General features: G+C 71.5%; 20 protein-coding genes, 2 rRNA genes and 1 riboswitch. Of the genes, 15 read left to right on the plus strand and 7 right to left on the minus strand.

All coding sequences use genetic code 11. From position 1 onward, the window contains the following. From ACIRPP_RS00005 to ACIRPP_RS00060, 12 genes are all read left to right on the plus strand, one after another. Nucleotides 1-73 (plus strand): 23S ribosomal RNA (locus tag ACIRPP_RS00005); the annotation flags it as partial. A gap of 84 nt (nt 74-157) precedes the next feature. Beyond that, nucleotides 158-274: ribosomal RNA gene (gene rrf, locus ACIRPP_RS00010) — 5S ribosomal RNA — on the plus strand. Nucleotides 275-383: 109 nt separating this feature from the next. Continuing rightward, nucleotides 384-992 (plus strand): CDP-alcohol phosphatidyltransferase family protein, encoded by a 609-nt coding sequence (locus ACIRPP_RS00015; protein ID WP_192233920.1) that lies wholly within the window; start codon nt 384-386, stop codon nt 990-992. A gap of 117 nt (nt 993-1,109) precedes the next feature. Continuing rightward, a complete protein-coding gene (locus tag ACIRPP_RS00020; protein ID WP_164332415.1) occupies nt 1,110-3,605 on the plus strand; it encodes a mannose-1-phosphate guanyltransferase in 2,496 nt (831 codons plus the stop codon). 224 nt (nt 3,606-3,829) lie between these two features. Next, nucleotides 3,830-4,663: a DUF881 domain-containing protein gene (locus ACIRPP_RS00025; protein WP_403636544.1), complete on the plus strand. Its 834-nt coding sequence runs from the start codon at nt 3,830-3,832 to the stop codon at nt 4,661-4,663. Beyond that, entirely contained in the window at nt 4,660-4,992 is a 333-nt protein-coding gene (locus ACIRPP_RS00030) for a small basic family protein (protein ID WP_003988855.1), read from the plus strand. Before ACIRPP_RS00025 ends, ACIRPP_RS00030 begins: the two co-directional genes overlap by 4 nt. A gap of 5 nt (nt 4,993-4,997) precedes the next feature. Further along, on the plus strand, nt 4,998-6,014 hold the full coding sequence (locus ACIRPP_RS00035) for a DUF881 domain-containing protein (RefSeq protein WP_403636546.1): 1,017 nt from the start codon (nt 4,998-5,000) through the stop codon (nt 6,012-6,014). A 61-nt stretch (nt 6,015-6,075) separates the two neighbouring features. Continuing rightward, on the plus strand, nt 6,076-7,032 hold the full coding sequence (locus ACIRPP_RS00040; RefSeq protein ID WP_403636548.1) for an FHA domain-containing protein: 957 nt from the start codon (nt 6,076-6,078) through the stop codon (nt 7,030-7,032). A gap of 37 nt (nt 7,033-7,069) precedes the next feature. After that, on the plus strand, nt 7,070-7,810 hold the full coding sequence (locus ACIRPP_RS00045; protein ID WP_403636549.1) for a MerR family transcriptional regulator: 741 nt from the start codon (nt 7,070-7,072) through the stop codon (nt 7,808-7,810). Nucleotides 7,811-7,893: 83 nt separating this feature from the next. Further along, a complete protein-coding gene (locus ACIRPP_RS00050; RefSeq protein ID WP_026253112.1) occupies nt 7,894-8,367 on the plus strand; it encodes a bifunctional nuclease family protein in 474 nt (157 codons plus the stop codon). Nucleotides 8,368-8,566: 199 nt separating this feature from the next. Then, nucleotides 8,567-9,244 carry a MerR family transcriptional regulator gene (locus ACIRPP_RS00055; RefSeq protein ID WP_403636551.1) on the plus strand — a complete coding sequence of 226 codons (678 nt, stop codon included), beginning with the start codon at nt 8,567-8,569 and terminating at the stop codon, nt 9,242-9,244. 109 nt (nt 9,245-9,353) lie between these two features. Further along, on the plus strand, nt 9,354-10,733 hold the full coding sequence (locus ACIRPP_RS00060; protein ID WP_403636553.1) for a DNA polymerase IV: 1,380 nt from the start codon (nt 9,354-9,356) through the stop codon (nt 10,731-10,733). Between the two features lie 33 nt (nt 10,734-10,766). On the opposite strand, the gene ACIRPP_RS00065 is transcribed toward ACIRPP_RS00060, so the two are convergent. Continuing rightward, nucleotides 10,767-11,141 (minus strand): PRC-barrel domain-containing protein, encoded by a 375-nt coding sequence (locus ACIRPP_RS00065; protein WP_403636555.1) that lies wholly within the window; start codon nt 11,139-11,141, stop codon nt 10,767-10,769. 112 nt (nt 11,142-11,253) lie between these two features. Then, nucleotides 11,254-11,349, plus strand: a riboswitch (glycine riboswitch). A gap of 175 nt (nt 11,350-11,524) precedes the next feature. Here ACIRPP_RS00065 and gcvP point away from each other — a divergent pair. Next, on the plus strand, nt 11,525-14,410 hold the full coding sequence (gene gcvP, locus ACIRPP_RS00070; RefSeq protein ID WP_403636557.1) for an aminomethyl-transferring glycine dehydrogenase: 2,886 nt from the start codon (nt 11,525-11,527) through the stop codon (nt 14,408-14,410). A gap of 135 nt (nt 14,411-14,545) precedes the next feature. Here gcvP and ACIRPP_RS00075 read toward each other — a convergent pair whose 3' ends face one another. Further along, nucleotides 14,546-15,205: a TetR/AcrR family transcriptional regulator gene (locus ACIRPP_RS00075; RefSeq protein WP_403636559.1), complete on the minus strand. Its 660-nt coding sequence runs from the start codon at nt 15,203-15,205 to the stop codon at nt 14,546-14,548. A gap of 101 nt (nt 15,206-15,306) precedes the next feature. On the opposite strand from ACIRPP_RS00075, the gene ACIRPP_RS00080 reads away from it, so the two are divergent. Both ACIRPP_RS00080 and ACIRPP_RS00085 read left to right on the plus strand, forming a co-directional pair. Beyond that, a complete protein-coding gene (locus ACIRPP_RS00080) occupies nt 15,307-15,975 on the plus strand; it encodes a CatB-related O-acetyltransferase (RefSeq protein ID WP_403636561.1) in 669 nt (222 codons plus the stop codon). 61 nt (nt 15,976-16,036) lie between these two features. Then, nucleotides 16,037-16,699 carry a DUF5701 family protein gene (locus ACIRPP_RS00085; protein ID WP_403636562.1) on the plus strand — a complete coding sequence of 221 codons (663 nt, stop codon included), beginning with the start codon at nt 16,037-16,039 and terminating at the stop codon, nt 16,697-16,699. 31 nt (nt 16,700-16,730) lie between these two features. On the opposite strand, the gene ACIRPP_RS00090 is transcribed toward ACIRPP_RS00085, so the two are convergent. The 5 genes from ACIRPP_RS00090 to ACIRPP_RS00110 all read right to left on the minus strand — a co-directional run bounded on the left by ACIRPP_RS00090 (nt 16,731) and on the right by ACIRPP_RS00110 (nt 20,415). Further along, nucleotides 16,731-17,861: an ABC transporter ATP-binding protein gene (locus tag ACIRPP_RS00090; RefSeq protein ID WP_403636563.1), complete on the minus strand. Its 1,131-nt coding sequence runs from the start codon at nt 17,859-17,861 to the stop codon at nt 16,731-16,733. A 1-nt stretch (nt 17,862) separates the two neighbouring features. Then, nucleotides 17,863-18,732: an ABC transporter permease gene (locus ACIRPP_RS00095; RefSeq protein WP_403636565.1), complete on the minus strand. Its 870-nt coding sequence runs from the start codon at nt 18,730-18,732 to the stop codon at nt 17,863-17,865. Further along, complete coding sequence (modA, locus tag ACIRPP_RS00100; protein WP_403636567.1) at nt 18,729-19,562, minus strand: molybdate ABC transporter substrate-binding protein; 834 nt, start codon at nt 19,560-19,562, stop codon at nt 18,729-18,731. Before modA ends, ACIRPP_RS00095 begins: the two co-directional genes overlap by 4 nt. A gap of 174 nt (nt 19,563-19,736) precedes the next feature. Continuing rightward, complete coding sequence (locus ACIRPP_RS00105; protein ID WP_403636568.1) at nt 19,737-20,132, minus strand: molybdopterin-binding protein; 396 nt, start codon at nt 20,130-20,132, stop codon at nt 19,737-19,739. A 76-nt stretch (nt 20,133-20,208) separates the two neighbouring features. After that, nucleotides 20,209-20,415 (minus strand): DUF5999 family protein, encoded by a 207-nt coding sequence (locus tag ACIRPP_RS00110; RefSeq protein WP_403636569.1) that lies wholly within the window; start codon nt 20,413-20,415, stop codon nt 20,209-20,211. Nucleotides 20,416-20,439: the final 24 nt, after the last annotated feature.

Below are 20,439 nucleotides of genomic sequence, written 5' to 3' on the forward strand. Positions count from 1 at the left end.
GTTGATAGGCCGGATATGGAAGCACGGTAACGTGTGGAGTTGACCGGTACTAATAGGCCGAGGGCTTGTCCTCAGTTGCTCGCGTCCACTGTGTTGGTTCTGAAACCACGAACAACCCCATGTGCCACACATGGTGCGGTTGAGTGTTTCATAGTGTTTCGGTGGTCATAGCGTAGGGGAAACGCCCGGTTACATTCCGAACCCGGAAGCTAAGCCTTACAGCGCCGATGGTACTGCAGGGGGGACCCTGTGGGAGAGTAGGACGCCGCCGAACTCCTTTTGAGCTCCGGCTCTCGGGCATACAGCCCGAGGGCCGGAGCTTTTTCGCGTTGATGTAAAGTCATGGAGCATCGTTGACACGCATTCCCACAGGAGGCTCCCGGGTGGAGGTCCAGGAGACACGCGTCCAGACGGACCGTGTCCTCACCATCCCCAACATCCTCAGCATGGCGCGGCTCCTTGGTGTGCCGCTCTTCCTGTGGCTCATTCTCAGGCCCGAGTTCGGCGGCCCGAACAGTGACGGCTGGGCGCTGCTGGTCCTGGCGCTGAGCGGCATCAGCGACTACCTGGACGGGAAGCTGGCCCGACGGTGGAACCAGATCAGCAACCTGGGCCGGCTTCTCGACCCCGCGGCGGACCGGCTCTACATTCTGTCGACCCTGGTCGGTCTCACCTGGCGCGAAATTCTGCCGCTCTGGCTCACCGCCGTACTCCTCGCCCGCGAGCTGGTCCTGCTGGTGATGGTGGGCATCCTCCGGCGCCACGGCTATCCGCCGCCGCAGGTGAACTTCCTGGGCAAGGCCGCCACCTTCAACCTGATGTATGCGTTCCCGTTGCTCCTGCTCAGTGACGGATCCGGCTGGATCGCGTCACTCGCTGCCATTTTCGGATGGGCGTTCGCCGGATGGGGTACAACCCTGTATTGGTGGGCAGGAGTTCTCTACGTGATACAAGTCCGCCGTCTGGTTCGTGCGGACGCCATGGCCGATTGAACTCGCTGATTCGTACGCGCACGGCTGCGCCACGCCTCGCAGGGTAATGCCGCGGGGGGCAATCTCTGCGGGTGACGTCGGCCAGACCGTCGTCTCTTCGAGGAGGACGCTTCCGACATGAAGGCCGTCGTGATGGCCGGAGGCGAAGGCACACGCCTTCGCCCCATGACCTCAAGCATGCCCAAGCCGCTCCTGCCGGTCGCCAACCGGCCGATCATGGAGCACGTGTTGCGGCTGCTCAAGAGGCATGGGCTCAACGAAACCGTGGTGACTGTCCAGTTCCTCGCGTCCCTCGTCAAAAACTACTTCGGTGACGGCGAAGAGCTCGGCATGGAGCTCACCTACGCCAACGAGGAGAAGCCACTCGGCACCGCCGGAAGCGTCAAGAACGCCGAGGAGGCACTGAAGGACGACGCCTTTCTCGTCATTTCCGGTGATGCGCTGACCGACTTCGATCTCACCGAGCTCATCAATTTCCACAAGGAAAAGGGTGCGTTGGTCACGGTCTGTCTGACCCGTGTTCCCAACCCGCTTGAATTCGGTATCACCATCGTCGACGAGGAAGGCAAGGTCGAACGCTTCCTGGAGAAGCCGACCTGGGGTCAGGTCTTCTCCGACACGGTGAACACCGGTATCTACGTCATGGAGCCCGAGGTCTTCGACTACGTCGAGGCCGACGTGTCCGTCGACTGGTCCGGCGACGTCTTCCCGCAGCTGATGAAGGAAGGCAAGCCCGTCTACGGCTACATCGCCGAGGGCTACTGGGAGGACGTCGGCACCCACGAGAGCTATGTGAAGGCCCAGGCCGACGTGCTGGAGGGCAAGGTCGACGTCGACATCGACGGCTTCGAGATCTCGCCCGGCGTGTGGGTGGCCGAGGGAGCCGAGGTGCACCCCGACGCCGACCTGCGCGGGCCCCTGTACATCGGTGACTACGCCAAGGTCGAAGCCGGCGCCGAGATCCGCGAGCACACCGTCGTGGGCTCCAACGTCGTCGTCAAGAGCGGCGCGTTCCTGCACAAGGCCGTCGTCCACGACAACGTGTACGTGGGACCGCACAGCAACCTGCGCGGCTGCGTGGTCGGCAAGAACACCGACATCATGCGCGCGGCCCGCATCGAGGACGGCGCCGTCATCGGCGACGAGTGCCTCATCGGCGAGGAATCGATCGTCCAGGGCAATGTGCGGGTCTACCCGTTCAAGACCATCGAGGCCGGCGCGTTCGTCAACACGTCCGTCATCTGGGAGTCCCGAGGACAGGCGCACCTCTTCGGCGCCCGCGGGGTCTCCGGCATCCTCAACGTCGAGATCACCCCCGAACTGGCCGTGCGGCTCGCCGGGGCCTACGCCACGACCCTCAAGAAGGGGTCCACGGTCACCACGGCCCGCGACCACTCCCGCGGTGCCCGTGCGCTGAAGCGTGCGGTGATCTCCGCGCTGCAGGCGAGCGCCATCGACGTACGGGACCTGGAGAACGTGCCGTTGCCCGTGGCACGGCAGCAGACCGCGCGGGGCAGCGCCGGCGGCATCATGATCCGGACCACGCCCGGCGTGCCGGACTCCGTCGACATCATGTTCTTCGACGGGCAGGGCGCCGACCTGTCCCAGGGCAGTCAGCGCAAGCTGGACCGGGTGTTCGCCCGCCAGGAGTACCGGCGCGCCTTCCCCGGCGAGATCGGGGACCTGCACTTCCCCGCCAGCGTCTTCGACTCGTACACCGGGTCGCTGCTGCGCAACGTCGACATCACCGGCATCGCCGAGTCCGGGCTCAAGGTGGTCGTCGACGCGTCCAACGGCAGCTCCGGCCTCGTGCTGCCGAGCCTGCTCGGGAAGCTGGGCGTGGATTCCCTGACGATCAACCCCGGTCTCGACGAGTCCCGGCCGACCGAGTCCGCCGACATGCGGCGCTCCGGCCTGGTGCGGCTCGGGGAGATCGTGGCGTCGTCCCGGGCCGCGTTCGGCGTGCGGTTCGACCCGGTCGGTGAGCGGCTGTCCCTGGTCGACGAGAAGGGACGCATCATCGAGGACGACCGCGCCCTGCTCGTCATGCTCGACCTCATCGCGGCCGAGCGCCGCAGCGGCCGGGTCGCGCTGCCGGTGACGACCACCAGGATCGCCGAGCAGGTCGCCGCGTACCACGGCACGCAGGTCGAGTGGACGACGACCTCCCCCGACGACCTCACCCGCGTCGGCCGCGAGGAAGGGACGATCTTCGGCGGCGACGGCAAGGGCGGCTTCATCGTCCCGGAGTTCAGCAGTGTCTACGACGGCACGGCCGCCTTCGTCCGGCTCATCGGCCTGGTCGCCCGCACCCAGTTGACGCTCAGCCAGATCGACGCCCGGATCCCGCGGGCGCACGTCATCCGGCGGGACCTCGCCACGCCGTGGGCCGTCAAGGGGCTGGTCATGCGGCGCGTCGTCGAGGAGGCCGGGGACCGCTCCGTCGACACCACCGACGGGGTGCGCGTCGTGGAGGCCGACGGCCGCTGGGTGATGGTGCTGCCCGACCCGGCCGAGGCGGTCACCCACCTGTGGGCGGAAGGCCCCGACGACGCCTCCGCCCAGGCGCTGCTCGACGAATGGTCCGCCGTCGTGGACAGCGCCGGACGCTAGGCGAAGCGGGCCCCCGCCGGGCCCGGCGTCACCGGGCGCCGGCCGGCCGGGGCGGACAACCGGCGGGATGCGTGCGTGCCGGACAAGCCTCCTCAAGGGGGCCTGTCCGGCACCCGGCCAGGGCCGTTCGGAAGTACCGGTCGCGACGTGCGACGATGTCCCGCATGCCGCAGCAACCCCCCGTTCGGAGCACACCGACGCGGCCGCCACGCCCGGACGCGTCCATGTCGTTGCTCACCAACGTCATGGACCACAGCCTCGACGACGGATACGCCGAGGCCGCGGCGCGCAAGAAGGCCGACGGTGAAGGCGGCCTGCCGAAGACCCTCAGGGCGAAGCTGGGGCTCGCCGTGGGACTCGTGCTCGCGGCGCTGGTCGTGACCGTGGGGGCGGCGCAGGCCCGGGTCTCGGCCCCCGTCGTGGCCAAGGAACGCGAGGAACTGATCGACCGGATCGCCGCCGAGACCGACGCCGCCGACGCGCTCGAGGACCGGGTCGACGAACTGCGCGCGGACGTGGACGCCCGTCGGCAGGAAGCGCTCCGGGACAGCGGCGGCGACCGCTCCCACCTGGTGGGCCTCCTCGCCGGCTCCGTCCCGGTGCACGGCCCCGGTGTCCGGCTCGTCGTGAACGACGCCAAGGACGCCGGCACGGGCGGCGACGGTGACCCGCGGGGGGCCTCGGGTTTCTCCGACACCGGCCGGGTCCGCGACCGAGACATGCAGCGCGTGATCAACGGACTGTGGGAGTCCGGCGCCGAGGCGATCTCCATCAACGGCCAGCGGCTGACCGCCCTGTCGGCGATCCGGGCCGCCGGAGACGCGATACTGGTCGACAACAAGCCGCTGGTGCCGCCGTACACGGTGCTCGCGGTGGGGGACGGACCGGCGCTGAGCGACCGGTTCCAGAACAGCGCCGACGGGCTGTATCTGCACGCCCTGCAGGAGAACTACGGCATCCGGACCGCCCTCTCCACGGCGGATGACCTCCGGCTGCCCGCAGCACCGAGAGTGATCGTACGAACGGCACAGCCGATAACCGGGAAGGGCACATCGTGATCGCCGTACTGGGCCTCGTCGTGGGAGTCGTGGCCGGCCTGTTGGTCCGGCCCGAGGTCCCGGCGGTCGTCGAACCGTATCTGCCGATCGCCGTGGTGGCGGCGCTCGACGCCGTCTTCGGCGGACTGCGGGCCATGCTCGACGGCATCTTCGACGACAAGGTCTTCGTGGTGTCGTTCCTGTCCAACGTGGTCGTCGCCGCGCTGATCGTCTTCCTCGGCGACAAGCTGGGCGTGGGCGCCCAGCTCTCCACCGGAGTCGTGGTCGTCCTCGGCATCCGCATCTTCTCCAACGCCGCCGCGATCCGCCGGCACGTCTTCCGGGCGTGAGGCCGATGAACGAGCGCGAGCGGGACCACGAGAACGACGACCGGAACGACGGCCGCACCGAGCCCCGCGAACAGCCGGACGGCGCTTCGGCGCGCCCCGGCCAGGGGCCCGCCCCCGCCGACCGGCCCGCCGCGCCCGAGACGCCCGGCGGGGAACGGGCGGCCACCTCGACCGACGGTGGACGCGAGGAGCCCGCCGCCGAGCGGACGACCAGCCTCCGCAAGGAGTTGCCGGAGGAAGTGCCGGGGAGCGCGTCCGGAGCCGGCCAGGACGCCGACGCGGCGCCGGCGGCGCCGGGCCTGACCGGGCGGCAGCGGCTGGTCAAGGGACTGTGGCCGCCGCGGCTGACCCGGGCGCAGCTGATCGTCGCCCTGCTGCTGTTCGGCCTCGGCTTCGGCCTGGCCGTCCAGGTCGCCTCCAACAGCGACGGCGACAGCGCACTGCGCGGCGCGCGCCAGGAGGACCTCGTGCGCATCCTCGATGAACTCGACGACCGCACACAGCGTCTTGAGGACGAGAAGGCGGGGCTGGAGGAGCAGCGCGACGAGTTGGAGAACAGTTCCGACCAGGCCGAGGAGGCCCGTCGGCAGACGGCCGAGAAGGAACGGCAACTCGGCATCCTGGCGGGCACCGTGGCCGCCCAGGGCCCCGGCATCACGATGACCGTCGAGGACACGAAGGGGGCGGTCGAGGCGGACATGCTGCTCGACGCCATCCAGGAGCTGCGCGCCGCGGGCGCGGAGGCGATCCAGGTGAACGGCATGCGGGTGGTGGCCAAGACCTATCTGACGGAATCCGGCAACGGGGTCGCGGTGGACGGGAACAAGATCACCGCACCCTATCGTTTCAAGGTCATCGGCAAGCCGCAGGACCTCGAGCCGGCCCTCAACATTCCTGGAGGCGTGGTGCAGACTCTCGAGAAGGAACAGGCCACCGTGACCGTGGAGAGGTCGACCAAGATCGTCGTGGATGCCTTGCGGGCGGCGAAGCGGCCTGACTACGCTCGGTCGTCCTCCCGGTGAAGCGGGGGTGCATGCGGCCCGTCCGGCGAGGGCATGAGGTTGCGGGGGGTCGGCGCACCGATTGGGCGGTGCGTGGTGGAAACTGTCTGGTGGATACGGACGTTGTGAGGATGTCCGGGTCGGCCAGTGTGTTCAGTCAGGGTTCGTCCTGCCCCACGGGCGGGTCTGTTTCGGTCAAGGGGAATCGCCCGTGAAGTTGTTTGCGAAGTTGTTCGGCAAGAGCGCGCGAGAGGACAACGCCAACGCGACCTCTCGCCATCGCGCGCAGCCTGACGAGGAGGGCCGCCGTCCGCTGTTCCGGGACCAGGTGGGTGCTCCGGGCGAGGACGTCGGGGGAGGTCAGGGCGCGCCGTCGGTTGACCCTGCGCAGCAGGGCGGCATAGGTTTCGGACAACCGTCAACCTCAGGTACGGGTGGAGACTTTTCCCGCCCGTACGCGTCCGAAGCCCCCGGTGGGCAGCCGCGGCAGGAGGATCCGTCCATGTCGGCCCTGGTGTGTACGAGGTGCGGTAACCGCAATGCGGAGAACAGCCGCTTCTGTTCCAACTGCGGCGCGCCGCTGAGGCCCGGGGTCACGCCCGAGCGCCCGTCCGAGACGACGTCCACGATCTCGATCTCGGGTCTGGAGGCGTACGACGCGGAGGCGACCGGGCAGACGCAGATGCCGATGCTGTCGCCCGAGGCGCAGGCGGCGGTCGACGCGCTGCCGGCGGGCTCGGCGCTGCTGGTGGTGCGCCGCGGTCCGAATTCCGGCAGCCGCTTCCTGCTCGACGGCGACCTGACGACGGCCGGGCGTCATCCGCAGAGCGACATCTTCCTCGACGACGTGACGGTCTCCCGGCGCCATGTGGAGTTCCGCCGGGGCCAGGACGGTTCGTTCACGGTGGCCGACGTCGGCAGCCTCAACGGCACGTACGTCAACCGCGAGCGGATCGACCAGGTCGCCCTGTCCAACGGGGACGAAGTGCAGATCGGCAAGTACCGGCTGGTCTTCTACGCGAACCAGCGGGGCTACTGAGTCCCCGGGCCGCGGCCCGGGGACCGAGGGAAGGTCCATGCCTCACTCACCGAGCGGCGGTGCCGGACACGGCGCCGCCGCCGCGGACACCGGACTGATGAGCATCGGCGCGGTGCTGAACGTGCTGCGCGAGGAGTTCCCCGAGGTCACCATCTCCAAGATCCGCTTCCTGGAGGCGGAGGGGCTGATCGAGCCGCAGCGCACCCCGTCGGGGTACCGCAAGTTCAGCGCGGGTGACGTCGAGCGCCTGGGCCATGTGCTGCGCATGCAGCGCGACCACTACCTGCCGCTGAAGGTGATCCGGGAGCATCTGGATGCGGTGGAGGCGGGCAGGGCCGCCCCGCTGCCGGTCCTGGGCCGGCCGCGGGACGGGGAGAGCGCCGAGCCGGCGGTGGCCGACGCGCCGACGGCGGCCCGGATCGGCCGGGCACAGCTGCTGGCGGCGGCGGGGGTCGACGAGCGGCAGTTCGCGGAGTGGGAGTCGTACGGGCTCCTCAGCCCCGTGGAGGAGGGCGTCTACGACGCGGAGGCGGTCACCGTCGCCGGGCTGATCTGCGAGCTGGGCCGGTTCGGGATCGAGCCACGCCATCTGAGGGCGATGAAGGCGGCCGCCGACCGGGAGGCCGGGCTGGTGGACCAGGTCGTCGCCCCGCTCCGGCGCCACCGCAATCCGCAGACCAGGGCGCATGCCGAGGCCCGCACGAAGGAACTGGCGGGGCTCACGGTGAAGCTGCACGCCGCGCTGGTCCATCTGGCGCTCGGGGTGCGTGTCCCTTAGGCTGCGCCGCTCGCGGGGCCGGATCGCTCACCCGTTCCCGGCCCGACTACCCAAACATCCCGGGCACGGCCTAGGGTTGCTGTGTGAACGAGCTCGATGTCGTAGGTGTCCGGGTCGAAATGCCCTCCAACCAACCGATCGTGCTGCTGCGTGAAGTGGGAGGGGACCGTTACCTCCCCATCTGGATCGGACCGGGGGAGGCGACGGCCATCGCCTTTGCCCAGCAGGGCATGGCTCCCGCGCGGCCGCTGACCCACGACCTGTTCAAGGACGTGCTGGAGGCCGTCGGACAGGAGCTCACGGAAGTGCGCATCACCGATCTGCGGGAAGGTGTCTTCTACGCCGAGCTGGTCTTCGCCAGTGGTGTGGAGGTCAGCGCCCGGCCGTCCGACGCGATAGCGCTGGCCCTGCGCACGGGGACGCCGATCTACGGCAGTGACACGGTGCTCGACGACGCGGGTATCGCCATCCCGGACGAGCAGGAGGACGAGGTGGAGAAGTTCCGCGAGTTCCTCGACCAGATCTCGCCGGAGGACTTCGGCACCAGCAGTCAGTGAGGCCCCCGCCGGGTGCCAGGTGCCGCTCGGGAGCGTCACACGCCTCGTGCGGAAAGCATTCGGCTAGCCTTTCCCCGCGACGGGGCACGGGAAACCACTCTTAGGGTGATTATCACTCGGCGTGCCGAGTGTGGCGATCGTTGACGCACCCTTGGTGACTGCCTACCGTCGAGGAGGCAGGTCAAGGACGGAGGTCGGCGTGAGAAGCAGCGGCGACGGTACGGCTGGGGGTGCCCCCGAACTGGGGGCGAGCGGCCCGTACCCTCCCATGAGCTCTCGGCTCCGCTCGGGCGGGGTGTACCCCCCTCACGGCAGTGCGGCCGATCACGCTCGACATCTGACGGCCGCCGCGACGGGCAGCGGAGGGGCGACGTCCATGGCGTCCGACCAGATCGGCTACCGGGGTCCCACCGCCTGCGCGGCGGCGGGGATCACCTATCGCCAGCTGGACTACTGGGCCCGCACGGGGCTGGTGGAACCGAGTGTGCGGCCCGCCCACGGGTCGGGCAGCCAGCGGCTGTACAGCTTCCGCGACGTCGTCGTGCTGAAGATCGTGAAGCGCTTCCTCGACACCGGTGTGTCCCTGCAGAACATCCGCACCGCCGTCCAGCACCTGCGTGAGCGAGGCTTCAGCGACCTGGAACGCATGACGCTGATGAGCGACGGAGCCACGGTCTACGAGTGCACCTCGCCCGACGAGGTCCACGCGCTGCTCCAGGGCGGCCAGGGCATCTTCGGCATCGCCGTCGGCGTGGTCTGGCGGGACGTCGAGGGCGCGCTGTCCCAGCTGCACGGCGAGCGCGTCGACACCGGGGAGACGCTGGTCGGGCACAACCCCACCGACGAGCTGGCCCGGCGGCGCAACCGGGCCGTCTGAGACCGGTACGGGAGCCGACGCCGCGGGGCCGGTGCCCGCTCCGGTCCGGTCGCCCGGCGGGGCGGGTCCGGGCAGGTCGCTGTCAGTGGCGTAGGGCAGCATCGAAGGCGTGAGATCCGCGCCCACCATCCTGCATCTCGACATGGATGCCTTCTACGCCTCGGTGGAGCAGGCGTCCAAGCCGAGCCTGCGCGGGAAGGCCGTCGTGGTGGGCGGGCTCGGGCCGCGCGGGGTGGTCGCCACCGCCTCCTACGAGGCCCGGGTGTTCGGCGTGCATTCCGCGATGCCCATGGCCCAGGCCCGCCGGCTCGCCCCGCACGCCGCCTACCTCGTGCCGCGCTTCGCCTTCTACCGATCGCTCAGCGAGCAGGTGATGGGCCTGCTCAAAGCGCTGTCCCCGCTCGTGGAGCCGCTGAGCCTCGACGAGGCGTTCGTGGACCTGGAGGCCGCCGGGGCCGCGTGGGACGAACCGTCGGCGCGCCGCGTCGGTGCCCGGCTGCGCGCGGACATCCGGGAGGTCACCGGGCTCACCGGGTCGGTGGGGCTGGCGGCCTCCAAGATGCTCGCCAAGATCGCCTCCGAGCGGGCCAAGCCGGACGGCCTGGTGGTCATCGAACCGGGCACCGAGCGGGCCCTGCTGGGTCCCCTGTCGGTGCGCACCCTGCCCGGCGTCGGCCCGGCCACCGGTGACCACCTGCGGCGCGCCGGCATCCACACGGTCCAGGAACTCGCCGAGGCGGGCGAGGACGAGCTGGTCCGGCTGGTGGGCAAGGCACACGGTCACGCCCTGTACGCCATGGCGCTGGCGCACGACGACCGGCCCGTGGTGGCCGAGCGCGAGGCGAAGTCGGTGTCGGTGGAGGACACCTACGACGTCGACATCCACGACCGCGTCCGGGTCGGGACGGAGGTGCGGCGGCTCGCCGACCGGTGCGTGCGCAGGCTGCGGAGCGCGGGCCTGTCGGGGCGCACCATCGTGCTGAAGGTGCGGCGCTACGACTTCTCCACGCTCACCCGCTCCGAGACCCTCCGCGGGCCCACGGACGACCCGGCGGTGGTGCGGGAGGCCGCAGCCCGGCTGCTGGACTCCGTCGACACCACGGGCGGCGTGCGGCTGCTCGGCGTCGGCGTCACGGGGCTGGCCGCTTACACGCAGGAGGACCTGTTCGCTCAGGCTGCCGGGGAGCGGGAGGAGCCGTCGCCCGAGGAGCCCGGCACGACGCCCGCCCCCGAGGACCGGCACCCGCCGGAGCGGCGCTGGCCCGCCGGACACGACGTGTGGCACACGGAGTTCGGGCACGGGTGGGTGCAGGGGAGCGGGCTGGGCCGGGTCACGGTGCGTTTCGAGACGCCCGGTTCGCAGCCGGGCCGGGTGCGGACCTTCCGCACCGACGACCCGGGTCTCCGGCCGGCGGACCCGCTCCCGCTGGTGCGGAGAGAGGACGACGGGGACGACGGGACCCCACCGGCCGCGGACGGCACCGGCTGAGAGCGCCACGGTGCCGTCAGGCCGGGACCGGGGTCAGGCCGGTTCGTCCTGGCCCGCCAGCTTGCCGAAGTCCCGGTCCGGCAGGGCCGGGGGAGCGGCGACGTCGAGGCCGTAGTGGTGGTAGAGCTGGAGTTCCTGCTCGGGAGACAGGTGCCGGCCGACGCCGAAGTCGGGGGCGTCCTTGATCAGGGCGCGCTCGAAGGGGACGTGGAGGGCGCCGTCCACGAGTTCGCTGGGCTCCAGGGGGACGAAGGCGTCGCGGCCGAACAGGCCGGTGCGTATCGCCGCCCACTCGGGGACACCCGTGGCGTCGTCGAGATACACCTCGTCGATGGTTCCGATCCGGTGTCCGTCGCGGTCGAACGCCTTGCGGCCGATCAGGTGGCGCGGGTCGATGTCGGTTCGCACGGGCCCTCCACTGGTCGCACTCATCCGTAAGCACTACACAACGGCACAATCGGTCCAGCGGCCACTCGAAGGCCCGTGCGGTGTCCCCGCTGGTACGCTGGCTTTCGGCTGCTGACCCCGTGCGGGAGAGTCCTCCGGGCACCATCGGAGGCGCCGAAGGAGCAAATCCTCCCCGGAATCTCTCAGGCCCACGTACCGCACGGGTGAGGTCACTCTGGAAAGCAGGGCGGGTGTCGACGGCTTCCGCTCTCACCGACGGTGAAAGCCGGGGCGTCTTCGGACGATCCGGTGAAGCTCTCAGGTCGAGATGACAGAGGGGGAGGCCGTCCGGGTACCCGTGCCGTGGTGCCCCACGAAGGTCGTCAGACCAGGAGGCCTCCGCAATGACCGCCCATCGCACTCCGCTGTCAGAGCTCGAGCAGGGGACACCCTTCGAGCAGCGCCACATCGGACCTGACCACGAGGCGCGCGCCAAGATGCTCGCCCAGGTCGGTTACGGCTCCCTCGACGAGCTCACGTCCGCCGCCGTCCCGGATGTCATCAAGAACACCGACGCGCTCGACCTGCCGGACGCCCGCAGTGAGGCCGAGGTGCTCGCCGAACTGCGCTCCCTGGCCGGACGCAACCAGGTGCTCGACTCCATGATCGGGCTCGGCTACTACGGGACGTTCACCCCGCCCGTCATCCTGCGCAACGTCCTGGAGAACCCCGCCTGGTACACGGCGTACACGCCCTACCAGCCGGAGATCTCCCAGGGCCGCCTCGAAGCGCTGCTGAACTTCCAGACCACCGTCGCCGAGCTGACCGGGCTGCCGACCGCCGGCGCCTCGCTGCTCGACGAGGGCACCGCCGCGGCCGAGGCGATGGCCCTGTCGCGGCGCATGGGCAAGAACAAGAAGGGCTTGTTCCTGGTCGACGCGGACGCGCTGCCGCAGACCGTCGCCGTGATCCGGACCCGCGCCGAACCGGCCGGTGTCGAGGTCGTCGTCGCCGACCTGAGCGACGGCATCCCCGCCGAGATCGCCGAGCGCGAGATCAACGGCGTGCTGCTCCAGTACCCGGGCGCCTCCGGTGCCGTCCGCGACCTCAAGCCGGTCATCGACCGGGCACACGAGCTCGGCGCCCTGGTCACGGTGGCCGCCGACCTCCTCGCGCTGACCCTGCTGACGTCGCCCGGAGAGCTCGGCGCGGACATCGCGGTCGGCACCACCCAGCGCTTCGGCGTGCCGATGGGCTTCGGCGGGCCGCACGCCGGCTACATGGCCGTCCAGGAGAAGATGGCCCGCAGCCTGCCCGGACGCCTCGTCGGCGTCTCCGTCGACGTCGACGGCAACCAGGCCTACCGGCTCGCGCTGCAGACCCGTGAGCAGCACATCCGCCGCGAGAAGGCCACCAGCAACATCTGCACGGCCCAGGTGCTGCTCGCCGTCATGGCCGGCATGTACGCCGTCTACCACGGTCCGGAGGGCCTGCGCACCATCGCGCGGCGCACCCACCGGTACGCCGTGATCCTCGCCGAGGGCCTGCGGGCCGGCGGGGTCGAGATCGTGCACGACTCCTACTTCGACACCGTGACCGCGCGGGTCCCCGGCCGGGCCGGCGAGGTCGTCGCCGCCGGCCGGGACAACGGCGTCAACCTGCGGCTCGTCGACGCCGACCACGTCTCGGCCGCCTGCGACGAGACCACCACCCGGGCGCAGCTGACGGCCGTGTGGCGGGCCTTCGGCGTCGACGGCGACGTCGAGGCGCTGGATGCCGCCGCGCGGGACACGCTGCCGGACGCGCTGCTGCGCTCCGACGAGTTCCTGACCCACCCGGTCTTCCACCAGCACCGCTCCGAGACGGCCATGCTGCGCTACCTGCGCCGGCTCGCCGACCGCGACTACGCGCTGGACCGCGGCATGATCCCGCTGGGCTCCTGCACCATGAAGCTCAACGCGACCACCGAGATGGAGCCGATCACCTGGCCCGAGTTCGGCGGGCTGCACCCCTTCGCGCCCGCCGAGCAGGCCGCCGGATACCTCACGCTCATCCGTGAGCTGGAGGACCGGCTCGCCGAGGTCACCGGCTACGACAAGGTGTCCCTCCAGCCCAACGCCGGTTCCCAGGGCGAGCTGGCCGGACTCCTCGCGGTGCGCGGCTACCACCGCGCCAACGGCGACGAGCAGCGCACGGTCTGCCTCATCCCGTCCTCCGCGCACGGCACCAACGCGGCCAGCGCGGTCATGGCAGGCATGAAGGTCGTCGTCGTCAGGACCGCCGACGACGGCGAGGTCGACGTCGAGGACCTGCGCGCCAAGATCGAGCAGTACCGCGACCAGCTCGCCGTGCTGATGATCACCTACCCGTCGACGCACGGCGTGTTCGAGGAGCACGTCGCCGACATCTGCGCCGCGGTGCACGAGGCCGGCGGCCAGGTCTACGTGGACGGCGCCAACCTCAACGCCCTGGTCGGTCTGGCCAAGCCGGGCCACTTCGGCGGCGACGTCTCCCATCTGAACCTGCACAAGACGTTCTGCATCCCGCACGGCGGCGGTGGCCCCGGCGTCGGCCCGGTCGGCGTCCGCGCCCACCTGGCCCCCTACCTGCCGAACCACCCGCTGCAGCCCGAAGCGGGGCCGGAGACCGGGGTCGGCCCGATCTCGGCGGCGCCCTGGGGCTCGGCGGGCATCCTGCCCATCTCCTGGGCGTACGTCCGGCTCATGGGCGGCGAGGGCCTGAAGCGGGCCACGCAGGTGGCGGTCCTCAGCGCCAACTACATCGCCAAGCGCCTGGAACCGCACTACCCGGTGCTCTACACCGGTCCCGGCGGGCTGGTGGCGCACGAATGCATCATCGACCTGCGCCCGCTGACCAAGGCGACCGGCGTCAGCGTCGACGACGTGGCCAAGCGGCTGATCGACTACGGCTTCCACGCGCCGACGATGTCCTTCCCGGTGGCCGGGACGCTGATGATCGAGCCGACCGAGTCCGAGGACTTGGCCGAACTGGACCGGTTCTGCGAGACGATGATCGCCATCCGTGCGGAGATCGAGAAGGTCGGGTCGGGCGAGTGGCCCGCCGAGGACAACCCGCTGCGCAACGCCCCGCACACCGCCGCCGCGCTCGGCGGGGAGTGGGACCACGCGTACAGCCGCGAGGAGGCGGTCTTCCCGGTCGGCGTCAGCGCCGCGGACAAGTACTGGCCGCCGGTGCGGCGCATCGACCAGGCCTTCGGCGACCGCAACCTGGTGTGCTCCTGCCCGCCGCTGGACGCGTACGAGGACTGACGTCCTTCGGGGAGCACCGTCCCGTGGGCCCGGCGTGGCACGGGGGACGATGGTGTCGGGGCAGGTGAGCGCCCGGCCGGGGAATGCCCGGCCGGGCGCTCACGCGTCTGCGGGCCTCAGGGGGTAAGGAGGCTGTCAGGCGGTGCCGAGGGTGCCGATGGACGGTTCCAGCAGGTCGAAGGCGCGGGCCGCCTCCGGCGCGACCGTCGCCTCGATCTCCTGGGCGGGCAGCCCGGCGAGGGTGAGCTGCTGGATGCGCCGGAACAGCAGACGGTGAACCGTGCCCAGGAGACCGGCGGCCGTGCGGATCATGATGTCGTCGGCCGGCAGCTGCTCGGCCGCCGCGAGTGCCTCGGCCAGTGCCTCCTCCCGGCGGTCGTGCAGGCCGCGCAGACAGGCGGTGAGGGTGGCGCTGTCGGCCACCATCCGCGCGAACTCCGGGCCGGTGAAGCCGCTCACCGGATCATGGGCGGCGAGCGCCTCGGTGAACGCGCGGCGCAGCGCGCCCAGGGCGGACTCGCCGGGCCTGCGCGCGGCCACCGACGAGGCCAGGGCTGCGACGAAGGCGTCCTGGTGGTCGAGCGCCAGGTCCTCCTTGCGGGCGAAGTAGTTGGTGACCGTCTTCTTCGACACCCGCGCGGCGTCGGCGATCTCCGCGATCGTCGTGGCGTCGAAGCCCTGCCGGAGGAAGAGACGGGTGGCCTGATCGGAGATGTGCTGACGCGTCTCCTGCTTCTTGACTTCGCGCAGGCCGCCCCCGGACCCTGCCGACGCGCTGTCGTGGTGACTGCTCATGGATGAATCTTACCCCCGTAGTATTTTTTTGTTGACACTCCTCATCGGTCGAGTATAATTTTACGACCGACGTAAGAGCGACCAGTCCTACGGGGGACCCCATGACCGACCCTTCCGTCCTGCACCCGCTGCCGGAACACGAGCGCGTCGTGTTCCTCAGGCCGCTGATCACCTCACCGTCGATCGAGGTCGGCGAGTTCACCTACTACGACGACCCCGATGCGGCGACCGAGTTCGAGCGGCGCAACGTCCTCTACGCCTACGGTCCGGAGAAGCTGGTCATCGGCCGGTTCTGCGCCGTGGCGTCCGGCACCCGCTTCCTGATGGCCGGGGCGGAGCACCCGACGATGGGGGTGTCCACCTTCCCGTTCACCATGTTCGGCGGGGAGTGGACCGACCGGACCCTCGATCTGGTCACCTCCATGCCCAGCCGCGGTGACACGGTCGTCGGCAACGACGTCTGGTTCGGCTACGGCGCCACCGTCATGCCGGGCGTGCGCATCGGCGACGGCGCCATCATCGCCGCCGGAGCCGTCGTCACGGCCGACGTGCCGCCGTACACCGTGGTCGGCGGCAACCCGGCCCGCCCGATCCGGCAGCGGTACAGCGACGCGGACGTGGCCCTCCTGCTGGAAGCGGCCTGGTGGGACTGGCCCGTCGACGTGGTCACCCGCCATGTGCGCACGATCATGGCCGGCACACCGGCGGAGATCAGCGCGATCGCCGCCCGCGAGACCGGCGGCCGCGGCCACGCCCCCGGCACGTCATGACCACCCCGGCGAACGCCACCACCGCCCCTCCCCGCCCGGAACTCCCCGCAAGGAGCATGCATTGACCGACACCCCGACCACCGCCGCCGGCCCGCTCGCCCCGCTGCCGCCGCTGTCCGCCCAGGCCGACCGCCTGATCGAACTCGGCCTGCACACGCACGGGGGCCTGCCGGCGGAAGAGGTCCGCTCCTTCGCCGAACGGCACTCATCGGCGGGCCGGGACACCCTGCTGGCCCTTCACCCCGACCGTGCCCCCGCCTCGGTCCTCGCACCGTCGCTGCGCCACGCCGGCAAGCCCGGCTTCGTCGTCACGGACATGCAGGACGTCGACCGTTTCACGCCCCAGGGCATCGATCTGCCCGACGCCCCCCTCTACACGGTCACCGGCATCGACCGGGGTGATCACCTGGCCAACTGGAGCCCGGAGGAGGCCCTGCCCGCGCTCACCGGGGACGGCCGCACCCCGCTGCTGCTCAGCGAGGGCATCCACTGGGTGCTCCAGCAGCCCGAGGCCCTGGAACGCAACCGGTGCTTCATGACGATCGGCTCCCGGCTGCGCAAGCCGAACGGGACGTTCGACGCCCGCACGCCCGCCCTCTGGATCAGCAACGGCACCGGCCGCGACGGCCGGGACCGGCGCGACGCCCCCAAGGTCGGCTGGTGCTGGTGGGGCAACCGGCACACCTGGCTCGGCTTTGCCTCGACGACGGGCCGCGCGATGTGACGGCCCGCCCCCGCACCTGCGGGGCAGGGGGCTACGCCGGGTAGGCGTGGGTCTGGGCCGCCTTGACGGCCGCCCAGACCGGGGCGCCCGGGCGCAGGTCGAGCTCGGCGGCGGCCACCGTGGTGAGGTCGGCGGCCAGGGACAGCTCACCGGTCAGTTCGGCACGGATCTGGTCTCCGTGGGTCTCCAGGCCGGCCACCTCGCAGCGCCACAGGTTCCGGGCACTGGTACCCCCCGGCCGCGCCCCGTACAGCGTGACCGCGCCGGGCGGGAACGCCACGAAGGCCGGCCCGGTCAGGTGCTCGCTGGTGGTGATGGCGGGCCCCCCGGGGATCCGGACGGTGTGGCCGTCTGCCCGGCCGCGGTAGAGATTCAGGCCGACCAGCTGGGCGATGTACTCGGTGCGCGGGTGGCGGGCGATGTCCGTGGGCGTGCCCTCCTGGACGGTGCGTCCCTCCTCCACGACGACGAGCCGGTCGGCCAGCACCATCGCGTCCAGCGGATCGTGTGTGACCAGCACGGCGACGGCCTCGAAGGCGGCCAGGTGCCGCCGCAGCTCCGCCCGGACCTCGAGCCGCGTGCGGGCGTCCAACGCGGCCAGCGGCTCGTCCAGGAGCAGCAGCCGGGGGCGGGTGGCGAGGGCGCGGGCCAGGGCCACGCGCTGGGCCTGGCCGCCGGAGAGCCGGCGGGGCTTGGCGTCCGCGTGGGATGCCAGCCCCATGCGGTCCAGCCACTCCGCGGCCACCGCCCGGGCCTCCGCCTTGCCGGCGCCCCGGCAGCGCGGCCCGAAGGCCACGTTGTCGAGGGCGGTCAGGTGCGGGAAGAGCAGGTAGTCCTGGAACACCACGCCGACCGGGCGGTCCTCGGGCGGCGCGTCGTGCAGCTCCCGTCCGTCCAGCAGCAGGTGACCGTCCGTGAGGGGGGCCAGGCCCGCGAGGGCGCGCAACGCGGTGGACTTGCCCGCACCGTTCGGCCCGAGCAGCGCGATCACGTCCCCGGGCGCGGCGCGCAACGGCACGTCCAGCCGGAAGGAACCCCGGTCCACGACCAGCCGGGCGTCGAGTCCGTCGACGGGGGCACGGCCGGCCGGGGGGTGTGCCCCGGCGGGGGCGGTCTCGGCGCTGGGCGTCCCGGACCGCTCCGGCATCTTCGCGGGCACCATGTCAGACCGCCCTCATCCACCGGTCGCGCAGCGCGGCCAGCACGGCGACGGACACGGCCAGCAGGACCAGGCTCAGGGCGATCGCCGCCGCCGGGTCGTTCTGCAGGGCGAGGTACACGGCGAGCGGCATGGTCTGGGTGCGGCCGGGGAAGTTCCCGGCGAAGGTGATCGTGGCACCGAACTCCCCGAGGGCCCTCGCCCAGGCCAGCACGGCACCGGCCGCGATGCCGGGGAGGATCAGCGGCAGCGTGACCCGGCGGAAGGCCGTGAACCGGGAGCCGCCCAGGGTGGCGGCCGCCTCCTCGAACCGGGGGTCGGCGGCCCGCAGCGTGCCCTCCACACTGATGACGAGGAAAGGCATCGCCACGAAGGTCTCGGCGACGACGACGCCCGCGGTGGAGAACGGCAGGGTGATGCCGAACCAGGCGTCCAGCCACTGGCCGACGACCCCGTTGCGGCCGAGTGCGAGCAGCAGGGCGACACCGCCCACCACCGGAGGCAGCACCAGGGGGAGGGTGACCAGCGCCCTCACCAGTCCGCGGCCGGGGAAGTCGGTACGGGCGAGCAGCCAGGCCAGGGGGACGCCGAGCAGCAGACTCAGCGCGGTCGCCGCCGTGGCGCAGACCAGGGACAGGCGCAGCGCCTGCCACACCTCGGGGCTGCTCAGCTGCCCGGGCAGCTCGCTCCAGGGGGCCCGCAGGAGCAGGGCGAGGAGGGGGACCAGCAGGAACGCGAGCCCCAGCACGGCGGGCACGAGCAGCGGGAGCGGAACGCCCCGCCCGGGAGGGCGCCGCCGGCTGCCCCGGGGGCGGCCGGGTCCGGCCGGCAGTGCCCCCTTCGCGGCGGGCGGCGACTCACGGGGCCCGGTCATGGCTTCAGGAACCCGGCACCGTCCAGCACCCGCCGGCCCTCGGCCGACCTCACCAGCGTGAGGAACGCCTTCGCGGCCGTCGGGTTGGGCGCGTGCTCCAGCAGGGCGATCGGGTAGTCGTTGTCGGCCTCGGCCGCCTCGGGGAACTCCACGCCCTCCACCCTGTCACCCGCCGCCCGCACGTCCGTGCGGTACACGACGGCGGCGTCGGCCTCCTTGAGCTCGACCTTCGTCAGGGCGCTCTTGACGTCCTGCTCGTAGGAGGCCGGGGTGAGGCCGACGCCCGCGGCCCTCAGCGCCTTGCGGGCGGCGGCACCGCACGGGACGCTGCGGTCGCACAGGACGACCTTCAGGCCGGGCCGGGTCAGGTCGCGGAGGGAGGCGATGCCCCGCGGGTTGCCCGGCAGGGTGGCGATCTCCAGGCGGTTGCGGGCGAACGTGGCGGGGTGGTCCGCGGTGTCCCCGTGGTCCGTGACGATCTTCATGGTTGTCGCGCTGGCGGCGGCGAAGACGTCCGCCGGGGCGCCGTTGGTGATGCCGGCGGCGAGGCTGTCGCTTCCGCCGAAGTTGAACGCGACCTCGGTGCCGGGATGCGCCTTCTCGAAGCGACGGCCGAGCGTCGTGAAGCTCTCCTTCAGTGAGGCGGCCGCGAAGACGGTGACCGTGCCGGTGGGGGGGCCCGCGTCGGTCCCCGGCTCGGCCGGGCCGGTCGCGCACGCGCCGGTCAGCAGCAGGAGTGCGGCGGTCCCGGCACCGACGGCGGTGCTCCGGGCGCGGGGCGTCCGTCCGGCCGGGGCCCGCCGGGGCGGGTGTGCGGTACGACGGGACATCCCGGATCTGCTCCCTCGATCGGGTCGGGAGGGCGGGACGACAGAACCGAGGCCCTCTCCCGGTCCGCATCATTGTGCCGCAGATGCGAGGCGTAACGCATCTGTCTCATCGCATGAGCGAGGCGGTGTGCCGATCCGGCTGGTGTGCGTTCGTCCGAGCGTGCGAGCCCCGCGTCAGGTGCGGTCGATGTGGACATTTGTCGACTTCACGCGCGCGGTGGCCTCCATGCCGACCTCCAGTCCCAGGTCCTCGACCGCCTCGCGGGTGAGCAGCGAGACGAGCCGGTGTGGCCCGGCCTGGATCTCGACCTGGGCGGCGACGTCGCCGAGCTTGATCGCGGTGACGATGCCGGGGAAGGCGTTGCGGGCCGAGGTGTACGGGGTGTCCTCCTCGGCCGGGGCGGCCCGGGCGAGTTCCACCGAGAAGGCGGCCAGGTCCCGGCCGTCGATGAGCCGGCGTCCGCCCTGGTCGCGATGGGTGGTGATCCGCCCCGCGTCGGCCCAGCGGCGGGCGGTGTCGGGGCTCACGCCGAGCAGTCGTGCTGCCTGGCCGATGGTGTAGGACTGCATGCCGGTCACCCTAGAGCGGAGCGGCCAGCGGTGCGGCCGGCCCCGCCTGTCCGCCGGGGACGGCCGCACGGGCCGGTCAGGCCGTGGTCATGACCTGGTCGGCGGCCCGGGCGCGCTGCGGCGCGATGGCGCTGCCGTCGGGCAGCAGTTCCCCGGTGTCCTCGAAGAGCACGACACCGTTGCACAGCAGGCTCCATCCCTGTTCCGGGTGGTGCGCCGCGAGGCGGGCCGATTCCCGGTCGGCGGAGTCGGCTGAGGGACACGGTGGCTGGTGCTGGCACATGGGTGAGGTCTCTCGCTCTGTGAT

Origin of the sequence: Streptomyces sp. NPDC101219, from assembly GCF_044767675.1 — a bacterium.
In the GTDB taxonomy this organism is placed as follows: domain Bacteria; phylum Actinomycetota; class Actinomycetes; order Streptomycetales; family Streptomycetaceae; genus Streptomyces.

Coding starts and splice junctions, on each gene's coding strand:
- ACIRPP_RS00020 (WP_164332415.1), top strand. CDS start 1,110: ATGAAGGCCGTCGTGATGGCCGGAGGCGAAGGCACACGCCTTCGCCCC.
- ACIRPP_RS00025 (WP_403636544.1), top strand. CDS start 3,830: ATGTCGTTGCTCACCAACGTCATGGACCACAGCCTCGACGACGGATAC.
- ACIRPP_RS00035 (WP_403636546.1), top strand. CDS start 4,998: ATGAACGAGCGCGAGCGGGACCACGAGAACGACGACCGGAACGACGGC.
- ACIRPP_RS00045 (WP_403636549.1), top strand. CDS start 7,070: ATGCCTCACTCACCGAGCGGCGGTGCCGGACACGGCGCCGCCGCCGCG.
- gcvP (WP_403636557.1), top strand. CDS start 11,525: ATGACCGCCCATCGCACTCCGCTGTCAGAGCTCGAGCAGGGGACACCC.
- ACIRPP_RS00075 (WP_403636559.1), bottom strand. CDS start 15,205: ATGAGCAGTCACCACGACAGCGCGTCGGCAGGGTCCGGGGGCGGCCTG.
- ACIRPP_RS00080 (WP_403636561.1), top strand. CDS start 15,307: ATGACCGACCCTTCCGTCCTGCACCCGCTGCCGGAACACGAGCGCGTC.
- ACIRPP_RS00090 (WP_403636563.1), bottom strand. CDS start 17,861: ATGGTGCCCGCGAAGATGCCGGAGCGGTCCGGGACGCCCAGCGCCGAG.
- ACIRPP_RS00095 (WP_403636565.1), bottom strand. CDS start 18,732: ATGACCGGGCCCCGTGAGTCGCCGCCCGCCGCGAAGGGGGCACTGCCG.
- modA (WP_403636567.1), bottom strand. CDS start 19,562: ATGTCCCGTCGTACCGCACACCCGCCCCGGCGGGCCCCGGCCGGACGG.
- ACIRPP_RS00105 (WP_403636568.1), bottom strand. CDS start 20,132: ATGCAGTCCTACACCATCGGCCAGGCAGCACGACTGCTCGGCGTGAGC.
- ACIRPP_RS00110 (WP_403636569.1), bottom strand. CDS start 20,415: ATGTGCCAGCACCAGCCACCGTGTCCCTCAGCCGACTCCGCCGACCGG.